This window comes from Streptomyces sp. R302, assembly GCF_012927245.1.
Classification (GTDB): domain Bacteria; phylum Actinomycetota; class Actinomycetes; order Streptomycetales; family Streptomycetaceae; genus Streptomyces.
This window is the reverse complement of the sequence record NZ_JABBGE010000008.1, coordinates 223061-247781: the sequence shown is the minus strand read 5'-3', so window position 1 is coordinate 247781 and position 24721 is coordinate 223061. Positions and strand designations below refer to the sequence as shown.

Sequence of the window (24721 nt, the reverse complement as noted above, 5' to 3'; positions counted from 1 at the left end):
CGTCGCCTCATTCTCCGGTCGTTCCTTGCCCGTTCGCCTCGTACGCCTCGTACGCCTGCTGGAGGACGCCCGGGAGCACCCGGAGGAAGGTGTCCGCCTCGGCGTCGGTGAGGACCAGCGGAGGCATGATCCGTACGACGTCGGGGGCGGGCGCGTTCACCAGGAGGCCGGCGTCCTGAGCCGTCTGCTGCACCTGGGGCGCGAGGGGCTCGGTGAGCACGATACCCAGCAGGAGCCCCGCGCCACGGACGTGGGAGACCAGCGGGTGCCCGAGGGCCTCGATTCCGGAGCGCAGCCGCTCGCCGACGGCCTTGACGTGGTCGAGGGCCGCGTCGGCGCCGAGGGTGTCCAGGACGGCGAGGCCGGCGGCGCAGGCCACCGGGTTGCCGCCGAAGGTGGTGCCGTGGTGGCCGGGGGCGAAGAGCTCGGCGGCCGCGCCGAAGGCGACGGTGGCGCCGAGCGGCAGGCCGCCGCCGAGGCCCTTGGCGAGGGTGACGACGTCCGGGTCGACGCCCTCGTGGGCCTGGTGCTCGAACCAGTGGCCGCACCGCCCGATGCCGGTCTGCACCTCGTCGAGGACGAGGAGGGTGCCGGTGGCGCGGGTGATCTCCCGGGCCGCCTTGAGGTAGCCGGGCGGCGGGACGACGACGCCGTTCTCGCCCTGGACGGGCTCGATGATGACAAGTGCGGTGCTCTCCGTGACGGCGGCGCGCAGCGCCTCGGCGTCGCCGTACGGGACGTGGGTGACGTCGCCGGGCAGCGGCAGGAACGGGCCCTGCTTGCCGGGCTGGCCGGTGAGGGCGAGGGAGCCCATGGTCCGGCCGTGGAAGCCGCCGTCGGTGGCGACCATGTGGGTGCGGCCGGTGAGCCGGCCGATCTTGAACGCGGCCTCGTTGGCCTCGGCGCCCGAGTTGCAGAAGAAGACCTTCCCGGGGCGGCCGGCGAGCTGGAGCAGCCGCTCGGCGAGCGCGACGGGCGGTTCGGCGACGAAGAGGTTGGAGACGTGGCCGAGGCTCCGGATCTGGCGGGTGACGGCCTCGACGACGGCCGGGTGGGCGTGGCCGAGGGCGTTGACGGCGATGCCGCCGACGAAGTCGAGGTACTCGGTGCCGTCGGCGTCCCACACCTTGGCGCCCTCGCCGCGGACGAGGGGCAGGCGGGGGGTGCCGTAGTTGTTCATGAGCGAGCCCTGCCACCGCTCGGTCAGCTGCTGGTTGCTCATGCTTCCCCCTGTCCGTCCGGCACGACCATCGTGCCGATGCCCTCGTCGGTGAAGATCTCCAGCAGGATGGAGTGCTGGACGCGTCCGTCGATCACGCGGGCCGTGGTGACCCCGTTCCGTACGGCGTGCAGGCAGCCTTCCATCTTGGGGACCATGCCGCTGGAGAGCTCGGGCAGCAGCTTCTCCAGCTGGCTCGCGGTGAGCCGGCTGATGACCTCGTCGCTGTTCGGCCAGTCCTCGTAGAGGCCCTCGACGTCGGTCAGGACCATCAGCGTTTCGGCGCCCAGCGCCGCAGCGAGTGCCGCAGCCGCCGTATCAGCATTGACGTTGTAGACATGTCCGTCGTCCTGGGAGCGGGCGATGGAGGAGACGACCGGGATGCGGCCGTCCTCCAGGAGCGCCTGGATGGCGCCGGTGTCGATGGCGGTGATCTCGCCGACGCGGCCGATGTCGACGCGTTCGCCGTCGATCTCCGGCAGGTGCTTGGTGGCGGTGATGGTGTGGGCGTCCTCGCCGGTGAGGCCGACGGCGAGCGGGCCGTGCTGGTTGAGCAGCCCGACGAGCTCGCGCTGGACCTGGCCGGCGAGCACCATCCGCACGACGTCCATGGCGTCCTCGGTGGTGACCCGGAGGCCCGCCTTGAACTCGCTGACGATGCCGTGCCGGTCGAGGGCGGCGCTGATCTGCGGGCCGCCGCCGTGCACGACGACCGGCTTGAGGCCGGCGTGGCGCAGGAAGACGACGTCCTGGGCGAAGGCCGCCTTCAGCTCGTCGTCGATCATGGCGTTGCCGCCGAACTTGATGACGACGGTCTTGCCGTGGTGGCGGGTGAGCCAGGGCAGCGCCTCGATCAAGGTCTGCGCCTTCGGGAGGGCGGTGTGCTTCCGCGTGGCGTTGGTCATGACGAGTACGCGCTGTTCTCGTGGACGTAGTCGGCGGTCAGGTCGTTGGCCCAGATCACGGCGGACTCGGAGCCGGCGGCGAGGTCGGCGGTGACGACGACCTCCCGGTAGCGCATGTCGACGAGGTCGCGGTCCTCGCCGACGGAGCCGTTGCGGCAGACCCAGACGCCGTTGATGGCGACGTTCAGTTCGTCCGGCTCGAAGGCGGCGGAGGTGGTGCCGATGGCGGAGAGGACCCGGCCCCAGTTGGGGTCCTCGCCGTGGATGGCGCACTTGAGGAGGTTGTTGCGGGCGATGGAGCGGCCCACCTCGACGGCGTCGTCCTCGGTGGCCGCGTTGACCACCTCGATGCGGATGTCCTTGCTGGCGCCCTCGGCGTCGCCGATGAGCTGGCGGGCGAGGTCGGCGCAGACCTCCCGGACGGCCTCGGCGAAGTCGCCCTGGGCGGGGGTGGTGCCGGAGGCGCCGGAGGCGAGGAGGAGGACGGTGTCGTTGGTGGACATGCAGCCGTCGGAGTCGACCCGGTCGAAGGTGAGCCGGGTGGCGGTGCGCAGGGCGGCGTCCAGGCCCTTGGCGTCGACGTCGGCGTCGGTGGTGAGGACGACGAGCATGGTGGCGAGGCCGGGGGCGAGCATGCCGGCGCCCTTGGCCATGCCGCCGACCGTCCAGCCGTCCTTCGTGACCACGGCGGTCTTGTGGACGGTGTCGGTGGTCTTGATGGCGATGGCGGCCTTCTCGCCGCCGTGCGCGGAGAGTTCGGCGGCGGCCTTCTCGACGCCGGGGAGGAGCTTGTCCATCGGGAGGAGGACGCCGATGAGGCCGGTGGAGGCGACGGCGACCTCGCCGGCGCCGACCTCGGTGCCCTGGCCGCTGAGGACCTCGGCGACCTTCTCGGCGGTGGCGTGGGTGTCCTGGAAGCCCTGCGGGCCGGTGCAGGCGTTGGCGCCGCCGGAGTTGAGGACGACGGCGGTCAGCTCGCCGTCGGCGAGGACCTGCTGGGACCAGACGACCGGGGCGGCCTTGACGCGGTTGGAGGTGAAGACTCCCGCGGCGGCGCGGCGCGGCCCGGTGTTGACCACGAGGGCCAGGTCCGGGTTGCCGTTCTGCTTGATCCCGGCGGCGATGCCCGCCGCCGTGAATCCCTGCGCTGCGGTGACGCTCATGGAGCGACTCCAATCGTGGAGAGTCCGGTGTCCTCGGGAAGGCCGAGGGCGATGTTCATGCTCTGCACCGCGCCGCCGGCGGTGCCCTTGGTGAGGTTGTCGATGGCGCTGATCGCGATGATCCGGTGCGCGTTCGCGTCGTACGCGACCTGGACGTGAACGGCGTTGGAACCGTGGACGGACGCCGTCGCGGGCCACTGGCCCTCGGGGAGGAGGTGGACGAACGGCTCGTCCGCGTACGCCTTCTCGTACGCGGCGCGCACGGCCTCGGCGGTCGTGCCGGGCTTCGCGGCGGCGGTGCAGGTGGCGAGGATGCCGCGGGGCATCGGGGCCAGGGTGGGGGTGAAGGAGACGGTGACCCGCTCGCCGGCCGGGCCGGAGAGGTTCTGGATCATCTCGGGGGTGTGCCGGTGGCCGCCGCCGACGCCGTACGGGGTCATGTTGCCCATGACCTCGCTGCCGAGCAGATGCGGCTTGAGGGCCTTGCCGGCGCCGGAGGTGCCGGAGGCGGCGACGATCACGGCCTCCGGCTCGGCGAGCCCGCCCGCGTACGCCGGGAAGAGGGCGAGCGAGACGGCGGTGGGGTAGCAACCGGGCACCGCGATGCGCTTGGACCCGTCGAGGGCGGCGCGGGCGCCCGGCAGTTCGGGGAGGCCGTAGGGCCAGGTGCCGGCGTGCGGGGAGCCGTAGTAGGTCTCCCAGTCGGCCGGGTCCTTCAGCCGGAAGTCGGCGCCCATGTCGACGACGAGGACGTCCGGGCCGAGCTGCTCGGCGACGGCGGCGGACTGGCCGTGCGGGAGGGCGAGGAAGACGACGTCGTGGCCGGCGAGCTCCTCGGCGGTGGTGGGCGCGAGGACGCGGTCGGCGAGCGGCAGCAGGTGCGGCTGGAGGCCGCCGAGCTTCTGTCCGGCGTTGGAGTGGCCGGTGAGCGTGCCGATCTCGACGTGGGGGTGAGCGAGGAGAAGGCGCAGGAGTTCCCCGCCCGCGTATCCGCTCGCGCCCGCCACTGCTGCTCGTACCGTCATCAATACCCTCCTCATGGATGGCATGACTATACGTGGCGCCGTAGTTTTATGCAACGAGCTCGTGCGCGTCGGATGATGGCGGGCCTCCAATGGCCCGCCGGCACCGCGGAACTCTCGCACCGCCCCGGCGGAGACCACCAGTACCCGCCCGGCCGAGATGCTCGCGTAAACAGTAGCCATGGACATGGTAGCCATGTACGATATCTGCCATGAGCAAGGGTTCCCCGGGTCCCACGCCCGGCTTTCTGGTGTGGCGGCTCGCCAACAAGTGGCGCGTCGCCGTCGATCGCGCGGTGGCGCCGCTGGGCCTCACGCACGCGCAGTACGCGGTGGTCGCCTCCCTGTACGGCATGGGACGGACCGGCGAGCGGCCCAGCCAGCGGGAGCTCGCCGACCACACGGGCCTGGAGGCGCTGTACGTCTCGAAGCTCGCCCGCGCCCTGGAGACGGCCGGCCTGGTCGAGCGGGTCCGCGACCCGCGCGATCCCCGGGCCTGGCGGCTCGCCCTCACCGACGAGGGCCGCGCCGTCACCCGGCGCGCCGTCGACGTGGTCCAGGACCTTCTCCAGCAGCTGGTCGCCCCGCTCGGGGGCCTGGACTCCCCACGGACGCGGGCGTTCATCGAAGAGCTGACGGCCCTGCTCGATGTACCGCTCGTTCCCTCCCCACCCGACGACACGACCGCTCAGGGGGCAACACCATGACCGCCACCGCACCCGCCGCCGACTCCCGCGTGCTCGGCCTCGCCCACTACGCGGCCCGGGGCGTCCTGGAGCACGTCCTGGCCCGGCACGGCCTCACCTTCACGCGGCAGATCGCGCTGCGCACCGCCGTCACCGCCGACACCCCGCGCACCCCGGACGAGCTGGCCGCCGCGGTCGTCGCCGCCCTCAAGACCGGACCGGCCGAGGCCCGGGCCGCGTTCGACGACCTGCGGGCCGAGGGGCTGCTGGTCGCGGACGGCCCGCACCTGGTCCCCACGGACGCCGGCCGCACCCTGCTCGCCGCCGTCGCCGCGGAGGTCGCCCCCGTCACCGCCCGCGTCTGGGCCGGCATCCCCGCCGAGGACCTGGCCGCCACCGGCCGCGTCCTCGCCCGCGTCACCGAGAACGCCGACCGGGAACTCGCCGCGCTGCGAGGCTGACCTCCCCGCTCGCTCCTCTCGACCCTCCGCCCCCTGCCCTCCGTGGCCCGAAGCGCGTGCTCGCCTCCGTGCGCGACGCGGACACGTCAGGCGATGTCACTCAGGAGCACACGGGGGAGGTCCGCCGACACGGCGACCCGCCCCGGTGGGGGGTGCCACCATGACCGAGACGACCGACGTCCGACGAGCGGCGGACGGCCGACACCGCCTGTCCCGACTGCGGAGCCGGGCTGACGGAGGCGGCGGTACGTCGCCTGGTGCGCCGGCTGCGGCTGGAACACCGACCCCGGCGGCGGCGAGGAGCCGGCCGGCCGGACCGAGCGGGCCCGGGCGGCGCCTCGCCCGCCGCCACGGCGAGCAGCTCTTCGCTGACCTCGCCTCGGCCGGCGCCCGGGGCGATGCCCCGGCCAAGGCCGGGCGCGGCCGCTCCGCCCTGCTCGCCACCTGCCTCGCCCCGGCCGTGCACGGCGTGCCGATCGCCCTCGCCCTGGTATTCCGCCCCCGCCTCGGCAGCCTCCGGAAGGAGGCCGCCGACGTCCACACCTCCGTCCGCACCTGCGGCACCGGCTGCTCACCGAGGGCGAGGGACACGAGCCGCGGATCGTGCCGGACGCCGGACGCGCGCTGCTGCGCGGCTGAACCGGCCCGCAGGGACGCGTGGTCGCTGAGCGGCGGACCGCGCCCTCGCCCGTCACAACGCCCGTGGAAGGACCGTCAAGCCGGTGTGAAGGCAGCTGACGGAGGGTGGGAGCCATGGACGAGGACGCCGTACGGGACGGGGAGCGCGGGGGTGCGGTGGCGGAGGGGCTGGAGGCGGCCGTGCTCGGGGGGTTCCTCGCCGTGTTCGACCGGCTCGGGGCGCGGGAACGGGTCGCGTATCTGCTGCACGACGTGTTCGGTCTCGCGCCCGGGGAGACCGCCCGGGTGATGGGCGGCTCGCCCGCCGAGGCGGCCCGGTGCGCGCGGCGGGCGAGGGAGCGGCTGCGGGGCGGGGGGACGGGCTCGGACGGCGGGGACCCGGAGGCGCGGCGGGCGCTCGTGGAGGCCTTTCTCACGGCCGCACGCGCGCGTGACGCCGTCGCGCTCGCCGCGCTGCTCGCCCCGGACGCGGTCGCGTACTCCGAGCGGGGTCCCGTGCACGGGGCCCCGGCCGTGGCCGCCGAGGCGGCCGGCCTTGCCCGGCCGGGCGCCCTGCTGCGGCCCGCGCTGATCGAGGGCGCGGTCGGGGCGGTGGCCCGGGCGGACGGGCGGCCGGTCGCCGCCGTGCGGGTCGGTTTCCGCGGCGACCGGATCGTCAGCCTGGAGATCACGACGGGGGCGGACCGGCTCCGCGCCCTCGGGCCGGTGTTTCCCGAGGCGTGACGGTCAGCTCCTGACCGCGCGCAGCACCACGAACTTCGGGTCGCTCGCCACCAGTTCGCTGTTGCCGAAGATGCGGCGGAGGGTGACGTGGTAGCCGAGGTGGCGGTTGCCGACGACCCAGAGTTCGCCGCCGGGGCGCAGGGCGCGCCGCGCGTCGGAGAACATGCGGCGGGCGGTGCGGTCGGTGGTGGCCTGGTGGCTGTGGAAGGGCGGGTTGTTGAGGACGAGGTCGAGCGAGCCCGCGGGGACGTCCGCGAGGCCGTCGCCGACCGTGAACTCGGCCTTGCGGGTCTCCCCCGCGTGGGTGCGGAAGTTCTCCTCGGCGGAGGCGACGGCCTGGTACGACTCGTCGGTGAAGAGGAGTTCGGCCTCGGGTTCGGCGAGGGCGACGGCGAGGCCGACGACGCCGTTGCCGCAGCCGAGGTCCGCCACGCGCGCGTGGCCGAGGTCCGCCGGCAGGTTCCCGAGGAGGAAGCGGGTGCCGATGTCGAGGCGGTCGGCGCAGAAGACGCCCGCCTGGTTGACGACCGTGCGGCCGGCGAGCCCCGGCGCGGGCGTGTCGGCGGGGAGCGCGTACCGGTACGGCCACGGGTTCGGCCCGGGCGCGGCGGCCGGGTCCGGGGTGGTGTGGATCAGCCGGGCCTTCTTCACCGCGAGCGAGGTTCGGGTGGGGCCCAGGATCCGTTCGAAGAGGGTCAGGGTGGAGGTGTGGATCTCCTTGACCATGCCGGTGCCGACGACCACCGTCCCCTCGTGCAGGGCGGGGGCGAGCCGGTGCAGCTGGTCCTCCAGGAGCGCGAGGCTCTTGGGGACGCGGACGAGGAGGACGTCGATCCGGGCGGGCGGCGGGTCCTGGGTGGTGAGGAGCCGGACGGTGCCGGGGGCGGCGCCGGCCCGCGCGAGGTTGGCGCGGGTGGCCTCGCGGCCGAGGTACGAGTCGGAGATCTGGACGAGATCCCCGGGCCCGGCGGCCGACAGCGCGGTGACGAGCGCGCCCCAGCGGTCGCCGAGGACGGCGACGGTGCCGGAGAGGCCGGTGCCGGTCTCGGCGAGGTGGTTCAGCAGGTACTCGTCGGCCGCGTCCCAGGCGCGCAGCGGATCGCGCGGGTCCTCGGGGTGGCGGGTGAGGGTGACGTCGCCCCATGGCGTGGTCAAACGGTTCATCGTGCCCCCAGGCTAGCCGCTCCGCCCCGGCCGCCCGTCCCGGCCGCCCGTCCCGCCCCCGCCCGTCCCTGCCGGTCAGCGCAGCGCGGGCGCCTCCAGGTGGAGGTGCCAGGCGCCGGGGCGGCCGACGAGGGTGACGGTCGACAGGGGGCGGACGTCGACGCTCCAGTACGTGGCGGGGGCGGCGCGGAGCGCGTAGACGAGGGCGGCGCGGACGACGGAGGGTTCGGCGACGGCGACGACGGTGGCGTCGTCGGCGGGGCGGGTGTCGAGCCAGTTGCCGATGCGGGAGATGAAGGCGAGGAGGGGTTCGCCGCCGTGCGGGGCGGAGCGGGCGTCGGCGAGCCAGGCGTCGACGGCGGCCGGTTCGAGGGCGGCGACCTCGGCGAGGGTGAGGCCGCGCCAGCGGCCCATGTCGCAGTCGCGCAGCGCGGGCTGGGCGAGCGGGGCGTAGCCGAGGGCGGTGCCGGTGGCGCGGCTGCGCGGCGTCGGCGCGCAGTAGCGGAGTTCGGCGGCGCCGAGCGGGAGGAGCGCGGGCGCGGCCTGCTGCACCTCGTACCATCCGGCCTCGTCGAGCGGCCGGTCGTCGTCGAAGCGTTCGGCGAGCAGGGAGGAACTGCGCGCCGCCGCGACCAGCGTGACCCGAAGACCCATGGCCGCGATCGTGAGGCCGGTGGGGCCCCGGGTCAAGGGGCGCGGCGGGGGGACCGGGAGGTCCCGGGTCACTGGTGCCCGAGAGCCATCCACTTGTCCGGATTCTCCAGTGGCGTGAATCCGAGCTTCGCGTAGACGCCGTGGGCGTCCGCGGTGGAGAGCAGCGTCCGGCGGAGCCCGTACGCCTCCATGTGGTCGAGGGCGGCGGCGACCAGGGCGGTGCCGAGGCCGGTGCCTCGGGCGGGGCGGTCGACGTAGACGTCGCAGAGCCAGGCGAAGGTGGCGCGGTCGGTGACCACGCGCGCGTACGCGGCGATCTCGCCGGTGTCGCGGTGGTAGGCGCCGAAGTTGAGCGAGCCGGCGATGGCCGCGTCCTGCTTCTCCCGCGGCCGGCCCACGCCCCAGTAGGTGTCGGTGGATATCCAGTGGTGGACGCGGGCGGCGTCGAGGCGGGCGGGGTCGGCGGAGATCTCGTACCGCCCGTGGAGGACGTCGGTGGTGGTGGTCTCGGTCATGGTCGGAGGATGCCAAAGCCGCGGGCACGTGTCAGGCGGTTTCCGGGCCGGCGCGGTACGCGCCCGCGTCGACGGGGTGGCTCGCGCGCGTCGACGGGATGACTGCTCGCGCGCGCCGGACCGGAGCCCGCCCGGCGTCACGGGAGGAGTTCGTCCATGGCGGTGCGGAGTCTGCGGACGCCCTCGGTGATCTCCGTGGGCCTGGCGACACCCGCGAAACTCAGCCGGATGTGGCCGGCCGGCGGTTCGGCGCAGAAGTAGGGCCGGCCGGGGGCCGCGGCGACCCCGGCGCGGAGGGCGGCGGCGAGGAGGGCGGACTCGGGGAGGGTGTCGGGGAGGCGGAGCCAGAGGTGGTAGCCGCCGTACGGGATGTGGGGCAGGGCGAGTTCGGGGAGCCGGAGGGTGACGGCGGCGGTGAGGGTGTCGCGGCGGGCCTTCAGCTCCTGCGAGACGGCCCTCAGGTGGCGGGACCAGGCGGGGGCGCCGACGAGTTCGAGGGCGGCCTCCTGGAGGGGGCGGGGGACGAAGAAGCTGTCGACGACCTGGATGGCGCGGAGGCGCTCCAGGACCGGGCCGCGGGCGGCGAGCGCGCCGACCCGGAGGCTCGCCGAGGTGATCTTGGTGAGGGAGCGGACGTGGACGACGACGCCGTCGGGGTCGTCGGCGGCGAGCGGCGCGGGCAGCGGCGGGGCGTCCTCGTGGACGAGCCGGCGGGCGAAGTCGTCCTCGACGACGAAGGCGCCGGCGGCGCGGGCGATGCGGACGACCTCGCGGCGGCGCTCCGGCGGGAGGACGGCGCCGGTGGGGTTCTGGAAGAGCGGCTGGCAGACGAGGACGCGGGCGCCGGTGGCGCGGAAGGCGGCTTCGAGGAGGTCGGTGCGGATGCCGTCGGCGTCGGCCGGCACCGGCACCGGGCGCAGTCCGGCGGCGCGGGCGACGGCGAGCATGCCGGGATAGGTGGGCGACTCGACGAGGACGGGGGTGCCGGGCGGGGCGAGCGCGCGCAGCGCGGTGGTGAGGGCGGACTGGCCGCCGGCGGTGATGAGGACCTCGGCGCCGGTGACGCCGCCGCCGATCTCGCGGGCGAACCACTCGCGGAGTTCGGTGAGGCCGTCGGAGGGCGGCCGGCCCCAGGCGCCGGGGCGGCGGCCGGCCCGGGCGAGGGCGGCGGCCAGGGCCCGCTCGGGCTGGAGGGAGGGGTGGAGGTAGCCGCCGTTGAACTCGACGACGCCGGGCGGGGGCGCGGCGAGGGTGACGAGGACGCCGGAGGCGTCGACGGCGCGCGGGACGAGTTCGGTGGCGGCGTCGGCGCTGAGGGCCAGCTCCTGCCAGGAGGTGTCGCCGGTGGCGGCCGGGGCGGGCGCCTCGGCCTTGAAGGCGCCGGCGCCGGGCCGGGTGACGACCAGACCCTCGGCGGCGAGCTGGGCGAGGGCGCGGGTGACGGTCACCGGGGAGACGTGGTGGCGCTCGACGAGGACCCGGCTCGACGGCAGCTTTCCACCTGGAGAGTAGCGGTCGAGCTCCGCCCTCAGGGATTTCGCCAGTTCTGCCACGCTGCTACGCTCATGCATGAGAGCACAGAATAGCGCTACTGCCCCGATGACGATAGCGGTCGACGCGAGGACGGAAAGCACCCCGGCGACCCCGGCGACGGCGACGGCGACACCCCAGGGAGCCCACGGCACCCTCCTCGCCCTCCTCGGCGTGGTCGCCTTCTCGCTGACCTTCCCGTCGACGGTGTGGGGCCTGGAGAGTTTCGGCCCCTGGTCGCTGGTGGCCGTGCGCTCCACGCTCGCCGCGCTGATCGCCGGCGCCTTCCTTCTCTCCGGCCGCGTCCCGCTGCCGGAGCGCCGCCACCGGCCCGGTCTCGCGGTGGTCGCCGGGGGTGTGGTGGTGGGCTTCCCGCTGCTGACCACGCTCGCCCTGCAGACCTCGACGACCTCGCACGCCGCCGTCGTCGTGGGCCTGCTGCCGCTCACCACGGCGACCTTCGCGGCCGTGCGGACCGGCCGCCGCCCGTCGCGCACCTTCTGGATCGCGGCCGTCGCCGGCGCCGCCGTCGTGATCGCCTTCACCGTCCAGCAGAGCGGCGGCGCGCTCTCCACCGGCGACCTGTACCTCTTCGGCGCGCTCCTCGTCTGCGCCGCCGGCTACACCGAGGGCGGCCGGCTCGCCCGGCTGATGCCGGGCTGGCAGGTGATCGGCTGGGCGCTGGTGCTCTGCCTGCCGCTGATGGCCCCGGCCTCGGCGGTGGCCCTCGCCCTCGAACCGGTCCACCTCACCGCCCACGGGGTGATCGGCCTGGTCTGGGTGGCGGCCGGCTCCACCTTCTTCGGCCTGTACGTCTGGTACCGCGGCATGGCCGCGATCGGCATCCCGCGCGCCAGCCAGCTCCAGCTCGCCCAGCCGCTGCTGACGCTGTTCTGGTCGGTCTTCCTCCTGGGCGAGTCCCTGCCGCTGGCCGCGCCGGTCGCGGCGGTCGGCGTGCTCGTCTGCATCGCGGTGACCCAGCGTGCGAAGAGCTGACGCGACGGGCGGCGGTGACCTGAGTCACAATGGCAGACAGAGGCCCTACGCGCGCGAGGAGGTCACCCGATGCAGGCGAGTGTGGGCGACAAGCTGCTGGTGCACGGCCGGACCGTAGGTCAGCACGACCGTACGGCCCAGGTCCTTGAGGTGAAGGGGGAGAACGGCGCTCCCCCGTACAAGGTCAAGTTCGACGACGACGGTCACGAGGCCCTGATGTCGCCCGGCCCCGACACCGTCGTCCGTCACCACGGCGAGCAGCGCTAGGAAGCGGACCCCGGGCTCGCGGCGCGCGGCGCGCGGGCCCGCACCGGATAGTGGTCGGCCACGGCGGCGGCGAGGGCGCCGTTGCGGTCCCGCGTGACCTCCGTCGCCGCGAAGTAGCAGTGCCCGCCGACGCCCGGCCGCCCGGAGGCCAGGGCGAGGTGCCGTGACAGTTCCTTCGGGTCCTGCCACGCCTCGGGCTGGTCCGGGTCGCCCGCCTTGTACAGCGCCTCGCCGACGTAGAGGCCGACGCCGGTCCCCCTCACCGTCGCGTTCCACCAGTCGAGGAGCGTGGTGTAGTCGGTGGCGGAGTGGCCGATGTGCCAGTACAGCTGCGGCACCACGTGATCGATCCACCCCTCCTCGATCCACTTGCGGGTGTCCGCGTACAGGTCGTCGTAGGTCGCCACCCCGCCCCGGGTGTCGGAGCCCTCGGGGTCGTCGGCGCGGTTCCGCCACACCCCGAAGGGGCTGACGCCGAAGGCGACGCCCGGCTTGAGCTCCTTGATCCGGGCGGACATCTCCGAGACCAGCAGGTCGGTGTTGTGCCGCCGCCAGTCCCCCCGGTCGGCGAAGTCCCCGCCGTGGCGGGCGTACGTGGCGTCGTCCGCGAAGCCCTCCCCCGCCACCGGGTACGGGTAGAAGTAGTCGTCCCAGTGGACGGCGTCGAGGTCGTAGCGGCGGACCGCGTCGAGCATCGCGTCCTGGACGAAGCGCCGGACCTCGGGCAGCCCCGGGTCGTAGTAGAGCTTCCCGCCGTACGGCACGGTCCACCCGGGGTGGAGCCGGGCCGGATGGGAGGCCGTGAGCCGGGCCGGGTCCGTGTGGTTCGCCACACGGTACGGGTTGAACCAGGCGTGCAGTTCGAGGCCCCGCGCATGGGCCTCGGCGACCGCCGTGCCCAGCGGGTCCCAGCCGGGGTCGCGGCCCTGCGTCCCGGTGAGGCACTGCGCCCAGGGCTCGTACGGCGAGGGCCACAGCGCGTCGGCGGTGGGCCGCACCTGGAGGACGACCGCGTTGAGCCGCCGCTCCACCGCCCGGTCCAGATGGGCGAGGAGCTCGGCCTTCTGCGCCCCGGCGGTGAGGCCGGCGCGGGACGGCCAGTCGCGGTTGGCGACGGTCGCCACCCACATCCCCCGGAACCGGAAGCGGTCCTCCGGCGCCGCCCGGTCCGGTCTTCCACCGCGCTCCGCGGCGGTGCCCGGAGCAGCGCCCCCCACGGCGGCGAATGCCGCTCCCGTGGCGGTCGTCACGAACCCTCTTCTCCCGATAGGCCGCACTTGTACCCCTCAGCTGTCGGACACGTCACACCTCCTGGGACAGCATGCCCGCCTCCGACCGATCGATCATCGCGCGAATCGGAGTAACGTCATGGGGTCGAGGCGTGCGCACCGGAATCACACGGGGGCTCGCCGCCAGAGAAGAGCGAAAGGCACGAGGTGACGGACTCCATGGCCGACATTGAGCGCGTCGGAGTGGTGGGCTGCGGCCAGATGGGCGCGGGCATCGCAGAGGTGTGTGCCCGGAGCGGTCTCCAGGTGAAGGTGGCCGAGACCACCGGCGAGGCGCTGGAGATCGGCCGCACGCGGCTGCTGAACTCGCTGACCAAGGCCGCCGAACGCGGCAAGATCAGCGAGGAGGAGCGGGACGCGGCCCTCGCCAACCTGAGCTTCACGACCGACCTGGGCGAGTTCGCCGACCGCGACCTCGTCATCGAGGCGGTCGTCGAGAACGAGCAGGTCAAGACCGAGATCTTCCAGGTGCTCGACCAGGTCCTGACCCGGCCCGACGCCATCCTGGCCTCGAACACCTCCTCGATCCCGCTGGTGAAGCTGGCCGTGGCGACCTCCCGCCCCGACCACGTCATCGGCATCCACTTCTTCAACCCGGCCCCGGTGCAGAAGCTCGTCGAGCTGATCCCCGCCCTCACCACCTCCGAGGGCACCATCAGCCGGGCGCAGGCCTTCGCCGAGAAGCTGCTCGGCAAGCACGCGATCCGCGCCCAGGACCGCTCCGGCTTCGTCGTGAACGCCCTGCTCGTGCCGTACCTGCTCTCCGCGATCCGGATGTTCGAGTCCGGCATCGCGAGCCGCGAGGACATCGACAACGGCATGGAGTACGGCTGCGCCCACCCGATGGGCCCGCTGAAGCTCTCGGACCTCATCGGCCTCGACACGATCGCCTCGATCGCCGACTCGATGTACTCCGAGTTCAAGGAGCCGCTGTACGCCGCTCCCCCGCTGCTCCAGCGGATGGTCGACGCGGGCCGTCTCGGCCGCAAGACGGGCTCGGGGTTCTACGTCTACCCCTGACGCCCGTCGCCCCCACAGATGTCGCTCTCCGCGGCAGGAACGGCTCGTACCCCCGCACAGGTGCGAGCCGTTCCGTCTTTCCCGGTCCGTTCCGTCTTTCCGGGGTCCGTTCCGAGGGCGTCAGCCGAGCCGCAGGTGGTGCAGCATCAGCAGCCCGGCCGCCATGTTCGCCGCCGGGATCTCGCCGCGGGCGATCAGTTCCGGTACCTCCTTCAGCGGCACCCAGGCGCGCCGCGAGGACTCGAAGCCGTCGGCCGGCGGACCGGTCCAGGTGGCCCGGTCGGTCCAGTAGAGGTGGTGCCGGGCGTCGCTGAGCCCGTTGGAGGGCTCGACGGTGAGGAGGTGGCGCAGCGGACCCGGCCGCCAGCCGGTCTCCTCCTCCATCTCGCGGGCGGCGGCGGCCTCGGGGGTCTCGCCGTCCTCGACGACGCCGGCGGCCAGCTCCCACCCCCAGCTGTCGGTGATGAAGCGGTGGCGCCAGAGCATGAGGACCTCGTCGGCGTCGTTGACGACGGTCGCGACGGCGACGGGGCGGAGCCGGATCAGATAGTGGTCGAGGTGGCGGCCGTCCGGGAGTTCGACGTCCGCGAGGTTCACTCGGAACCAACGGTTTTCATAGACGGAGTGTTCACTCAGTTTCGTCCACTGCACGTTCTTGCCACCTTCCGACTGGTAGGCGCATGTTCGGTGGCAATATCGCAGCAGGAGAACGGTCAGAGCGGAACGCGCAGCGCCCCGTCGATCAGCGCGGCCGCCTCCCGGGCGTCCTCCGCGTCACAGGCGAGGAGGTGCTCCCTGGCCTGCCGCAGCCGGTCCCGCAGCCGGCGCGACTCCATCCCCCGCGCCCGCTCGGTCATCTCGACCGCCGTCCGCGCCGCCGCCTCCGCCTCGCCCTGCCGCAGTTCGACCTGGCAGAGCAGAGCGAGCCGGTGCACCCGGCCCCGGTCGTGCGAGGGCGTCCCCGCCGCCCGCGCCGCGTGCTCGTACGCCCCCGCGAGATCACCCAGACTGAGGAGGGCCTCCGCAACCTGTACGTTGACGAGCCCGGGCTGGACGTAGCCGGTCTCGGCCGGTTCCGCCGCCGGTGCGATCCGGTCCGCCGCCCGCTCGGCCCGCAGGATGCAGCCGAGCGCCGCCGCCCCGTCGCCGAGCCGGGCGTACGCCTTCGCCTGCATCGCCGTCAGATCGGCGGCGAGCGCCGGGGTGATGGTGCCGTCCGCCGCCCGCAGCGCCGCCTCCGCGAAGGCCACCGCCTGCCGGAACTCCCCCAGGAGCAGCGACTGGTTGACCATCAGCGCCACCACGTAGGCGCCGAACGCCCGGTCCCCGCTGGCCTTGGCGAGCCGCAGCGCCTGCTGGAAGTAGCGCTGCGCGAGCCCGTGGGCGTCGGCGTCGTAGGCGCAGATTCCGGCCACCGCCACCAGGCCGCCGGTGGCCCGGTGCAGGGAGCGGCCCAGGGCGTCGCTGTACGAGCCGCGCAGCCGGGGCGCGGCCTCGGTGGTGAGGAAGCCGACGATCCGGGCGCGGGTCGCGATGCCGCCGGCCTTGCGGTACATCTGCTCGTAGTGGGCGCGGGCCGCGCTGAGCAGGGCGATGTCGGCGGGCTCGACCCGGGTCAGACCGGTCCGGGAGACGTCGGTGTCCTCCGGCGGGTTCTCCCACTCCCACACCGGCATCACCGCGGGCGTGCCGGTCACCGCGGGCGCGCTCGCGAGGTACGGGCGCTGCTGCTCGTCCGAGCGCCACAGCGCGGTGGCCCGGTCGACGAAGCCGTTGAGCGGGGTGCCGGGCGCGGGCGGCCCGCCGACGGGCACGCCGAGCCCGATGTCGTCGAGGGTGACGGGCCGGCGCAGCCGGGCCGCGAGCACCTCGCAGATCAGGTCGGGCACCTGGCCGCGCGGCCGCTGGCCCTTCAACCACCGTGCCACGGCGGTGTGTTCGTAACGCAGGGCAAGGCCCCTGGCCCGTCCGGCCCGGTTCACGCGGTCGGCGAGCCCGGCGTGGGAGACGCCCGCCTCGTCCAGGAGGGCGTCGAGCAGGGTGTTGGGCTGCATGGCCCCTCCGGTCGCTCGGTGAACTCAGCGTAGCGGTGGCCGAATTCGCCCGGTGCGATTTCGCACGGGGTGTGAATGAAGTACCCGTTCTTCCGGTCCGTGCGCGCTGTCGCCGCCGGGGCCGTACCGCTTGACTGGGCTCCTCCTCGCCGGCCAGGCGAGGACCGACCGGGCCGCCGGCTCCCCCTCGTACAGTGCGGTCGCCCGGTCCGCGCCGCCCGCCCCGCCGATCTGCCCGACACTCCGTGGCGGGGCGGGCGGCGCCCGTACCCCCGGACCCTCCGCTCAGCAGTGGGTGGAGGGAGCGGGCCGGGGACGGCGCAGCCCGGGTTCGGCGGGCTGCGCCGGCACGCGGACGCGGTCGTTGCGGACGACGAGCAGGGCCACGTCGTCGTCGAGCCGGCCGCCGGTGTGGCGGAGGAGCGCCTCGTGCACCTGCCGGACGACGCCCTCGGGCGGCCGGCCGGCGCTCCGGGCTAGCACCGCCTCCAGGCCGAAGAAGCGGCCCCGGTCGTCGCGGGCCTCCTCCGCCCCGTCGGTGTGCAGCACCAGGGTCTCGCCGGGCAGCAGCCGGCCGCCGGTGTACGGGACGAGCGCGGCCGGCAGCGGCAGCACGCCGAGCGGCGGCAGCGGCTCCCCCATCGGCAGGCGCTCCACCCGGTCGCCGAGCCGGTACGGGGCGGGGTGGCCGCAGTCGAGGACGGCGAGCCGGCCGTCGGCGCGGACCTCCAGGAGCAGCAGCGTCACGAACTCCTCGGCCACCGGGTGCTCGGGCGCGCCCCCGCCGCCGGCCGGGTGCTCGTCGCGCGCCCGTTCCCGCAGGTGCCGCTGCAGCGCCCGCTCCAGCCTCCGCAGCACCCCGCCGAGTTCGGCCTCGTCGTGGGCGGCCTCCCGGAAGCTCCCCAGGACGGCGACGACCGCGCCGAGGGCGGCGAGCCCGTGGCCCCGTACGTCCCCGATCACGATCCGCACCCCGTACGGCGTCGCCACCGCCTCGTACAGGTCGCCGCCCACCGAGGCGCCCCGGGTGGCCGACAACTGCCCGGCGGCCAGGGCGAGTCCGTCGAGCCGGGCGGGCGGCGGGCGCAGCAGCACCTGCTGGGTCGCCTCCGCGACGGCCCGCACCCGCACCAGCTCGCGCCGCAGCTGCCGCCGCACGCCGAGGACGAGGCCTGTGCCGACGGTGAGGAAGACGATGCTGGTCGCGATCCGCATCGGCAGCCCGGGCTGCCGGGCCAGCGGACAGCCGAACTTCCAGGCCACCGCCACCGCCCCCCAGCCGACGGGGAGCGCGAGCGGAGCGGTCCCGCGGAGCCGGGCCCCGAGGGCGGTCCCGGCACGGCCGCGGCCGTTACGGCTGGTACGGATCATGTACGGCCCTTCCCGAGCCCCCGACAGCGCCCGCAGGCCCTGCGGCACACAGGTCCGCCCCTGTGGCCGCGTCGATTCTGCCGACCGTACGGACCCTGGGGGAACAGCCGCTGGCGATCTCACCCGAAGGAGTGAGCACCCCCGGCGCGCCGCCCCGCGCCAGACCCACGCCACCCGCACAGACACAGGAGGTCCGCACGGGTGATCAGGGCCGGGGGCGCGCGGCGGTCAGGCGTGCGCCGCCTCGCGCCGCTCCGCGACGGTCCGGGAGCCCAGGTGCTTCACCAGGTGGTCCACGACGTACCCGGCGTCCCGGCCCGCACCGCCGATGAGCATGGAGGAGAAGGCGTACTGGAAGGCGAGGCCGGTGAAGTACAGACCGGGCGCGGTGTCGACGACGCCGCGGTGCTCCAGCGGCCAGCCGTCCTCACCCGTGACGGGCAGATCGATCCAGGAGAAGTCCTGGCGGAAGCCGGTGCACCAGACGACGTTGGTGACGTCGAGGACCCGGCCGCCGTCGAGGACGGGCAGCCCGTCGCGCACGCCGACGGTCCGCTCCGGGACGAGTTCGACCCCGGCGCCGGTGAGGTCGGCCTTCTTGACCCGGATCAGCGGGCCGCCGTGCCCCCTGACCTCGGGGCGCATCTTCCGGCCGATGGGCGTCCGCAGGTTCAGCACGTGCCGGGCGAGGAACCACAGGACCGGGTAGACCGCGTGCGCCGCCCGGCCGTGGATGTCCATGGGGATCTCGCCGTGGATCGTGCCGCTCAGCACCGTCGGATGCCCGGCCTTCCCGGCCTCGTAGGCGATGTCCCCGCCGGAGTGCGAGGCGCCGACCACGAGCACGCCGCCGGGGCTCAGCTGCCCGGGGTTCTTGTAGGCGCTGGAGTGCAGCTGGGTGATGCGCGGGTCGAGCCCGGCGGCGAAGCCGGGGACGTAGGGGGTGCGGCCGAAGGTGCCGGAGGCGACGACGACGTGGTCGCAGACGTAGGTCGTGGTGCCGGTCTCGACGACGTACCCGCCGTCCGTCCCGGCGACGCGGGTGACGCGCTCGCCGGTGCGGACCGGCAGGGCGAAGGTCTCGGCGTACGTCTCCAGGAAGTCGGCCATCTCGTCCTTGGTGGGGAAGGACATCGGCGGCGCCGGGAACCGCATCCCCGGCAGGGAGGCGATCTTCGCCGGGCTGTACAGCCGCAGCGAGTCCCAGTGGCAGCGCCAGTTGTCGCCGACGCGGGCGCCGCCGTCGAGGACGACGAACGGCCGGCGGTGCCTGGCGAGGTGGTAACCGGTGGAGAGACCGGCCTGACCTGCGCCGATGACGACCGTCTCGATGCGTTCCATCCTGCCGGTGGGGTTCATCGCGGGCCTCCTCGTACGTTCCTGAGCCCGACACTAGGGATCCGGGGGGTGGGGGCGCTTCGGGAGAACGCCCCAATCAGGCGGTGCGGCGGCGATGGGTCATTCTGCCCATCCCCGGTCGACCAGATCGTGCTCGTAGGCGTAGGCGGTCGCCGCCGCGCGGGAGGAGAGGCCGAGCTTGCCGAAGATGTTGCTCAGGTGCCGGGCCACGGTCTTCTCGCTCAGCACCAGATCGGCGGCGATGGCGTGGTTGGTGCGGCCGGTGGCGACGAGCCGCAGGACCTCGACCTCCCGGGGGCTGAGCCCGGCGGCGGTGTCCTGCTCTCTCCGGGCCGGTACGTCGAGCCGGGCCAGGTCGGGGGCGGCGCCGAGCTCCCGGAAGGCCTGGCGGGCCGCGTCCCGTTCGAGCCGCGCGGTGCCCGCGTCGCCGAGCCGCCGCCGGGCGAGCCCCAGGAGCACCCGGGTGCGGGCCCGCTCGTACGGGGCGTCGATCTCCTCCCAGATCCCGCCCGCCTCCAGGAGGGCGTCCAGGGCCTCGGCGGGCGCGCCCTCCGCCAGGAGCACCGCCCCGCGGGCATGGGCGGCGACCGCCGCGAGGAGCGGGGCGTCGAGCTCCCCCGCGATGCGCGTCAGCTCGTCGACGGCCTCCCGGGCGGCCGGCACGTCACCGGCGGCCAGCATGATCTCCGCGTACGGGGCGAGCAGCCGCGCCCGGCGCAGCCGGTCCGGCGTCTCGGCGAGGGCGCCGCGGATGGCCGCGGCCGCCGCGTCGACCCGGCCCTGCGCCAGCCACATCAGGGCGAGGCCCGGCTGGGCCCGGTGCCCGCACTCACCGGCCTGCCGGTACGCCTCCTCGGAGCGGGCGAAGGCGCCGCGCACCCGGTACAGCTCGGCCTCCTGGTACAGCGCCATGCCGAGGACCGCCCGGCCCGGCATCCCGGCGAGCCGTTCGCGGGCCCGGCGCGCCTCGTCCAGGGCGTCCGGCCAGGCGCCGTGCGTCTGCAGGACGTGGGAGCGGTGGACCAGGCACTGGCCCCGGTAGGGCACGAGGTCGGGCTGGGCGGAGCACCAGTGGGAGAGCGCCTCCGTCCACTCCTGGGCGCGGCGCAGGTCGAAGAGCTCCTCGCAGGCCTCGATGACGCTGCAGTAGACGAGGCCGGTGACGAGCGGCGAGAGCCGGCCGGAGCTGACCGCCACCATGGCCTCGTCGAGCAGGGCCGTCCCGGCGGCGATCTCGCCCGCGTAGACCAGCGCCCGGCCCTGGCCGTGCCGGGCCAGCGTCACCAGGTCCTGGTCGCCGAAGCGCTCGCCGATCGCGGCGGCCTCGCCGAAGAGGCCGTACGCGGCCCGCGGGTCCTTGTGGACGAGCCGCATGCCCTGGGGGAAGAGCAGATAGCCCCGCTCCACGCAGTCGAGCCCGCCGTCCTCCAGGAGCCGTGCGGCGCGGGCGAGCCAGCCGCCGCCCCGGGCGGTCTCGCCGCGCAGCAGCAGCGGGACCGCCGCCCAGAAGGCGCAGCGCACGGCACGGGGGGTGTCGCCGAGGGCGAGGTAGGCGTGATGGGCGCGCTCGGTGGCGACGCCGCACTCGGCGTCGCGGCCCACCAGATAGGCGGCGGTCGCGAGGCGGACGAGGTCGTCGGGGCCGAGCGGCTCCGCCCGGTCGGCGTCCGCGAGCGCGCGGTAGGCGTCCGACCACGCCTGCCGGTCGAAGGCGTCCCGGGCCCGTTCCACTTCCACAGCCACGTCCATGACGGTTCCCACCACCATTGCACCGCACGGCAGCGGACTTGTCAGGCCGGGCGGGAACGGCGGAGGGCCGCCCCGGGAACGGATCCCGGGACGGCCCTCCGTGGCGTACCGCCGTCGGCGTCAGGCGCCGCGCAGCACGGCGCCGGTGTGCTCGGCGGCCCGCGCGACCGCGGCGTCGCGGGCGGCGGTGGCCTCCTCGACGGTGAGCGTGCGGTCCGCGGCGCGGAACCTCAGCGCGTACGCCAGGGACTTCTTGCCCTCACCGACCTGGTCGCCGGTGTAGACGTCGAACAGCCGGATGGACTCCAGGAGTTCACCCGCCCCTTCGGCCAGGTGGGCCTCGACCTCGGCGGACGGCACGGCCTGGTCGACGACCAGGGCGACGTCCTGGGTGGCGACCGGGAAGGCGGAGATCCGCGGGGCCTTCACGAGGCCGGTGCTCGACCGCTCCAGGACGTCCAGGTCCAGCTCCATCGCGCAGGAGCGGGCCGGCAGGCCCAGCGCCTTGACGACGCGCGGGTGGAGCTCGCCGCCGTGGCCGGCGAGGGTCTTCACCCCGTCGACCATGACGTGGAAGGCGGCGCAGCGGCCCGGGTGGAACGGGGCGTGCTGGTCGGCCTCGATCAGCAGCTCCGCACCGGTCTCGACGGCGATGGTGCGGGCGGCCTCGATCGCGTCGGCCCAGTCGGCCGGGCGGCCCTTGCCCCACCAGCCGGACTGCTCGCGGGCGCCGGCGAGGACGACGGCGGCGCGGCGCGGCTGCGCGGGCAGCGCGGCGTTGACGCCGGCGATCTCCTCGTCGGTGGGACGGCGGTCCGCCGGGAGGCGGACGGCGACCTTCGGCTCGCCCTCGGGGCGGAAGACCAGACCGGTCTCGAAGAGCGCCAGGTCGTGGCTGCCGCGGCTGTCGTTCCGGCGCAGCGCCCCGAGCAGGCCGGGGAGCAGCGTGGTGCGGAGCGCGGGCTCCTCGTCGGAGAGCGGGTTGACGAGGGTGACGACCTTCCGGCGGGCGTCGTCCGCGTCGAGGCCGAGCTGGTCGAGGACCTGCTGCCCCATGAAGGGGTAGTTCAGGGCCTCGACGTAGCCGGCGCCGGCGAGGGCGCGGCCGACCCGGCGGTGGACGCGCTGGCGCTCGGTGAGGCCACGCCCTGCCGGGGGCTTCGGCAGCGTGGAGGGCAGGTTCTCGTAACCCTCCAGGCGGATGACCTCCTCGGCGAGGTCGTTCGGCGCGGCCAGGTCGGGACGCCAGGAGGGCACGGTGACGACGAGCTCGTCCTGGCCGTAGACGTCGCAGCCGACCTCCTGGAGGCGGCGGACGACGGTCTCGCGGCCGTAGTCCACACCCGCGACCTTGTCGGGGTGGTTCGCCGGCAGGGTGATGGTGCGCGGCGCGGACGGCGCGGCGATCTCGGTGACGCCGGCCTCGGCGGTGCCGCCCGCGAGCAGCACGAGCAGGTCGACGCAGCGCTGCGCCGCGGCGGCCGCGGCCTGCGGGTCGACGCCGCGCTCGAAGCGCTTGGACGCCTCGGAGGACAGCTTGTGGCGGCGGGCCGTGCGGGCGATCGAGATCGCGTCGAAGTGCGCGGCCTCGATGACGACCTCGCTGGAGCCGGCGACGGCGCCGGTCTCGGCGTCGACGACCGGGTCGGCGATCTCGGTGTCGGCGCCGCCCATGACGCCCGCGATGCCGATGGCGCCGCGGTTGTCGGTGATGACCAGGTCGGCGGCGTCGAGGACGCGGACCGTGCCGTCGAGGGTGGTGATCTTCTCGCCGGCCTCGGCGCGGCGGACCCCGATGGGGCCGTCGATCCGGGTGCGGTCGTAGGCGTGCAGCGGCTGGCCGAGCTCCAGCATCACGTAGTTCGTGATGTCGACGGCGAGCGAGATCGGGCGCATGCCCGCCTTCTGGAGGCGGCGCTGGAGCCAGATCGGCGACCGGGCCTCGGGGGCCAGGCCGACGACCGTACGGGCGGTGAAGCGGTCGCAGCCGATCGGGTCGGCGATCTGGACCGGGTAGCCGTACGAGTTCGGCGCGGGCACGTCGAGGAGCGCCGGGTCGCGCAGCGGCAGCCCGTACGCGATGGCGGCCTCGCGGGCGACGCCGCGCATCGAGAGGCAGTAGCCGCGGTCCGGGGTGACGGCGATGTCGAGGACCTCGTCGTACAGCTCCAGGAGGGCGGTGGCGTCGAGGCCGACCTGCTGCTCCGGCGGCAGGACGATGATCCCGTGGTTCGGGTCCTCGCCCATGCCCAGCTCCTCGCTGGAGCAGATCATGCCGCGCGAGACCTTGCCGTACGTCTTGCGCTCGGCGATCCGGAAGTCGCCGGGGAGCACGGCGCCGGGCAGGGCCACGACGACCTTGTCGCCGACGGCGAAGTTCCGGGCGCCGCAGATGATCTCCTGGGGCTCGCCGGTGCCGTTGGCGGAGCCGACGTCGACGGTGCAGAAGCGGATGGGCTTCTTGAACTCCGTCAGCTCCTCGATGGTGAGGACCTTGCCGACCACCAGCGGGCCGGTGAGGCCGGCGCCGAGCTGCTCGACGGTCTCGACCTCGAGGCCGGCGGTGATGAGCTTGGCCTGGACGTCGCGGCCGGTCTCCGTCGCCGGCAGGTCGACGTACTCCCGCAGCCAAGAAAGCGGGACCCGCATCAGATCTCCATCCCGAACGGCCGGGTGAACCGGACGTCACCCTCGACCATGTCTCGCATGTCTTCCACGTTGTGCCGGAACATCAGCATCCGCTCGATGCCGAAGCCGAAGGCGAAGCCGCTGTACTTCTCCGGGTCCACGCCGCAGGCGACGAGCACCTTCGGGTTGACCATGCCGCAGCCGCCGAGCTCGATCCAGCCCTCGCTGCCGCAGGTGCGGCAGGGGCGGTCCGGGTTGCCGACGGACTCGCCGCGGCAGACGTAGCAGAGCATGTCCATCTCGGCGGACGGCTCGGTGAACGGGAAGAAGTTCGGGCGGAGCCGGGTCTTCATGTCCGGGCCGAAGAGCGCCTGGACCATGTGGTCGAGGGTGCCCTTGAGGTCGGCCATGGTGAGGCCCTCGTCGACGGCGAGCAGCTCGATCTGGTGGAAGACCGGGGTGTGCGTGGCGTCGAGCTCGTCGGTGCGGTAGACGCGGCCGGGGCACACCACGTAGACCGGGGGCTCCCGGTCGATGAGGGTGCGGGCCTGGACCGGCGAGGTGTGGGTGCGGAGCACGACACCGGACTCGTCGCCGGTGGTGCCCTCCGGACCCTGGACGAAGAAGGTGTCCTGCATCTGGCGCGCCGGGTGGTCCGGCACGAAGTTCAGGGCGTCGAAGTTGAACCACTCGGCCTCGACCTCGGGGCCCTCGGCGACCTCGTAGCCCATGGAGACGAAGACGTCGGCGACGCGCTCCATCAGCGTGGTCAGCGGGTGGCGGGCGCCGGCCGGGATCCGGTCGTACGGCAGGGTGACGTCGACGGCCTCCTCGACGAGGACGCGCGCGTCGCGCTCGGCCTCCAGCTCGGCCTGGCGGGCGGCGAGCGCCTTGGAGACGACGCCGCGGGCCTGGCCGACGAGCTTGCCGGCCGCGGCCTTGGCCTGCGGGGGCAGCGCGCCGATCTCGCGGTTGGCGAGGGCGAGCGGCGAGGTGCCGCCGGTGTGGGCGGTCTTGGCGTGCGCGAGCTCGTCGAGGTCGCCGGCGGCCGCGAAGGCGGCGACCGCCTCGTCCCGCATGCGCTCGATCTCTTCCGGTTTCAAGGCTTCGACCTCGACCGGGTCGTACGACTTATTGGGTGCCGACATTTCTTCCCGTGCTTCCGTTGGGCTTGGCTGGGGCGACCCCGGTTCGACGTCAGACGACAAGGGCGCAAACGTGCCAAAGGTCGAGTCTAACGGGGTGGGGACACGCTGATGAGCCCGTGGGGGCCCCGGTGGCTCTGGATCCCGTCGGGTCTCGGTGGG

General features: G+C 74.3%; 22 protein-coding genes. 6 read left to right on the top strand and 16 right to left on the bottom strand.

The window, feature by feature from the left end:
- Positions 1–7 precede the first annotated feature (7 nt).
- Genes HHL19_RS25295 through argC form a run of 4 tightly spaced genes read right to left on the bottom strand, consistent with a single transcriptional unit; the run spans position 8 to position 4312 of the window.
- The gene (locus HHL19_RS25295) at positions 8–1222 is read right to left on the bottom strand and encodes an acetylornithine transaminase (protein WP_169092640.1); all 1215 of its coding nucleotides are present in this window, start codon (positions 1220–1222) and stop codon (positions 8–10) included.
- Complete coding sequence (gene argB / locus HHL19_RS25290; RefSeq protein ID WP_169092639.1) at positions 1219–2124, bottom strand: acetylglutamate kinase; 906 nt, start codon at positions 2122–2124, stop codon at positions 1219–1221. The genes HHL19_RS25295 and argB overlap by 4 nt, the downstream gene beginning before the upstream one ends.
- A complete protein-coding gene (argJ, locus tag HHL19_RS25285; protein WP_169092638.1) occupies positions 2121–3287 on the bottom strand; it encodes a bifunctional glutamate N-acetyltransferase/amino-acid acetyltransferase ArgJ in 1167 nt (388 codons plus the stop codon). Before argJ ends, argB begins: the two co-directional genes overlap by 4 nt.
- Positions 3284–4312 carry an N-acetyl-gamma-glutamyl-phosphate reductase gene (argC, locus tag HHL19_RS25280; RefSeq protein WP_169092637.1) on the bottom strand — a complete coding sequence of 343 codons (1029 nt, stop codon included), beginning with the start codon at positions 4310–4312 and terminating at the stop codon, positions 3284–3286. Before argC ends, argJ begins: the two co-directional genes overlap by 4 nt.
- A gap of 209 nt (positions 4313–4521) precedes the next feature.
- Between argC and HHL19_RS25275 the strand changes: the two genes are divergently transcribed.
- The 3 genes from HHL19_RS25275 (at position 4522) to HHL19_RS25265 (ending at position 6818) form a co-directional block, all read left to right on the top strand.
- Positions 4522–5016 (top strand): MarR family transcriptional regulator, encoded by a 495-nt coding sequence (locus HHL19_RS25275; protein WP_169092636.1) that lies wholly within the window; start codon positions 4522–4524, stop codon positions 5014–5016.
- Entirely contained in the window at positions 5013–5456 is a 444-nt protein-coding gene (locus HHL19_RS25270; RefSeq protein ID WP_169092635.1) for a MarR family transcriptional regulator, read from the top strand. The genes HHL19_RS25275 and HHL19_RS25270 overlap by 4 nt, the downstream gene beginning before the upstream one ends.
- 753 nt (positions 5457–6209) lie before the next feature.
- Positions 6210–6818 (top strand): DUF4440 domain-containing protein, encoded by a 609-nt coding sequence (locus HHL19_RS25265; RefSeq protein ID WP_169092634.1) that lies wholly within the window; start codon positions 6210–6212, stop codon positions 6816–6818.
- Positions 6819–6821: 3 nt separating this feature from the next.
- Here the strand turns inward: HHL19_RS25265 and HHL19_RS25260 are convergent, their stop codons facing one another.
- The 4 genes from HHL19_RS25260 to HHL19_RS25245 form a co-directional block, all read right to left on the bottom strand.
- Positions 6822–7982 (bottom strand): methyltransferase, encoded by a 1161-nt coding sequence (locus HHL19_RS25260; protein WP_206325520.1) that lies wholly within the window; start codon positions 7980–7982, stop codon positions 6822–6824.
- A 75-nt stretch (positions 7983–8057) separates the two neighbouring features.
- Positions 8058–8636: a histidine phosphatase family protein gene (locus tag HHL19_RS25255; RefSeq protein WP_169092633.1), complete on the bottom strand. Its 579-nt coding sequence runs from the start codon at positions 8634–8636 to the stop codon at positions 8058–8060.
- Positions 8637–8704: 68 nt separating this feature from the next.
- Complete coding sequence (locus tag HHL19_RS25250; protein ID WP_169092632.1) at positions 8705–9151, bottom strand: GNAT family N-acetyltransferase; 447 nt, start codon at positions 9149–9151, stop codon at positions 8705–8707.
- A 137-nt stretch (positions 9152–9288) separates the two neighbouring features.
- Positions 9289–10722, bottom strand: a complete 1434-nt coding sequence (locus HHL19_RS25245) for a PLP-dependent aminotransferase family protein (RefSeq protein WP_169092631.1) — start codon at positions 10720–10722, stop codon at positions 9289–9291.
- Here HHL19_RS25245 and HHL19_RS25240 point away from each other — a divergent pair.
- Together HHL19_RS25240 and HHL19_RS25235 are read left to right on the top strand one after the other, a co-directional pair.
- Positions 10721–11677 (top strand): DMT family transporter, encoded by a 957-nt coding sequence (locus tag HHL19_RS25240; protein ID WP_169092630.1) that lies wholly within the window; start codon positions 10721–10723, stop codon positions 11675–11677. The two genes, HHL19_RS25245 and HHL19_RS25240, sit on opposite strands and share 2 nt — an antisense overlap.
- A gap of 69 nt (positions 11678–11746) precedes the next feature.
- Positions 11747–11944, top strand: a complete 198-nt coding sequence (locus HHL19_RS25235) for a DUF1918 domain-containing protein (RefSeq protein ID WP_169092629.1) — start codon at positions 11747–11749, stop codon at positions 11942–11944.
- Here HHL19_RS25235 and HHL19_RS25230 read toward each other — a convergent pair.
- Complete coding sequence (locus HHL19_RS25230; RefSeq protein ID WP_346768482.1) at positions 11941–13194, bottom strand: family 10 glycosylhydrolase; 1254 nt, start codon at positions 13192–13194, stop codon at positions 11941–11943. The genes HHL19_RS25235 and HHL19_RS25230 overlap by 4 nt on opposite strands.
- Before the next feature lie 198 nt (positions 13195–13392).
- On the opposite strand from HHL19_RS25230, the gene HHL19_RS25225 reads away from it, so the two are divergent.
- The gene (locus tag HHL19_RS25225; RefSeq protein WP_169092627.1) at positions 13393–14253 is read left to right on the top strand and encodes a 3-hydroxybutyryl-CoA dehydrogenase; all 861 of its coding nucleotides are present in this window, start codon (positions 13393–13395) and stop codon (positions 14251–14253) included.
- 120 nt (positions 14254–14373) lie between these two features.
- Here the strand turns inward: HHL19_RS25225 and HHL19_RS25220 are convergent, their stop codons facing one another.
- The 7 genes from HHL19_RS25220 to pheS form a co-directional block, all read right to left on the bottom strand.
- Positions 14374–14904, bottom strand: a complete 531-nt coding sequence (locus tag HHL19_RS25220) for an NUDIX domain-containing protein (RefSeq protein ID WP_169092626.1) — start codon at positions 14902–14904, stop codon at positions 14374–14376.
- A gap of 62 nt (positions 14905–14966) precedes the next feature.
- Complete coding sequence (locus HHL19_RS25215; protein ID WP_169092625.1) at positions 14967–16307, bottom strand: transcriptional regulator; 1341 nt, start codon at positions 16305–16307, stop codon at positions 14967–14969.
- Between the two features lie 285 nt (positions 16308–16592).
- Positions 16593–17678: a PP2C family protein-serine/threonine phosphatase gene (locus HHL19_RS25210; protein ID WP_169092624.1), complete on the bottom strand. Its 1086-nt coding sequence runs from the start codon at positions 17676–17678 to the stop codon at positions 16593–16595.
- A 228-nt stretch (positions 17679–17906) separates the two neighbouring features.
- The gene (locus tag HHL19_RS25205) at positions 17907–19037 is read right to left on the bottom strand and encodes an NAD(P)-binding domain-containing protein (RefSeq protein ID WP_169092623.1); all 1131 of its coding nucleotides are present in this window, start codon (positions 19035–19037) and stop codon (positions 17907–17909) included.
- A gap of 99 nt (positions 19038–19136) precedes the next feature.
- Complete coding sequence (locus HHL19_RS25200; protein WP_169092622.1) at positions 19137–20786, bottom strand: helix-turn-helix transcriptional regulator; 1650 nt, start codon at positions 20784–20786, stop codon at positions 19137–19139.
- A gap of 120 nt (positions 20787–20906) precedes the next feature.
- The gene (gene pheT, locus HHL19_RS25195; protein WP_169092621.1) at positions 20907–23435 is read right to left on the bottom strand and encodes a phenylalanine--tRNA ligase subunit beta; all 2529 of its coding nucleotides are present in this window, start codon (positions 23433–23435) and stop codon (positions 20907–20909) included.
- The gene (gene pheS, locus HHL19_RS25190; protein ID WP_169092620.1) at positions 23435–24562 is read right to left on the bottom strand and encodes a phenylalanine--tRNA ligase subunit alpha; all 1128 of its coding nucleotides are present in this window, start codon (positions 24560–24562) and stop codon (positions 23435–23437) included. Before pheS ends, pheT begins: the two co-directional genes overlap by 1 nt.
- Positions 24563–24721 lie beyond the last annotated feature (159 nt).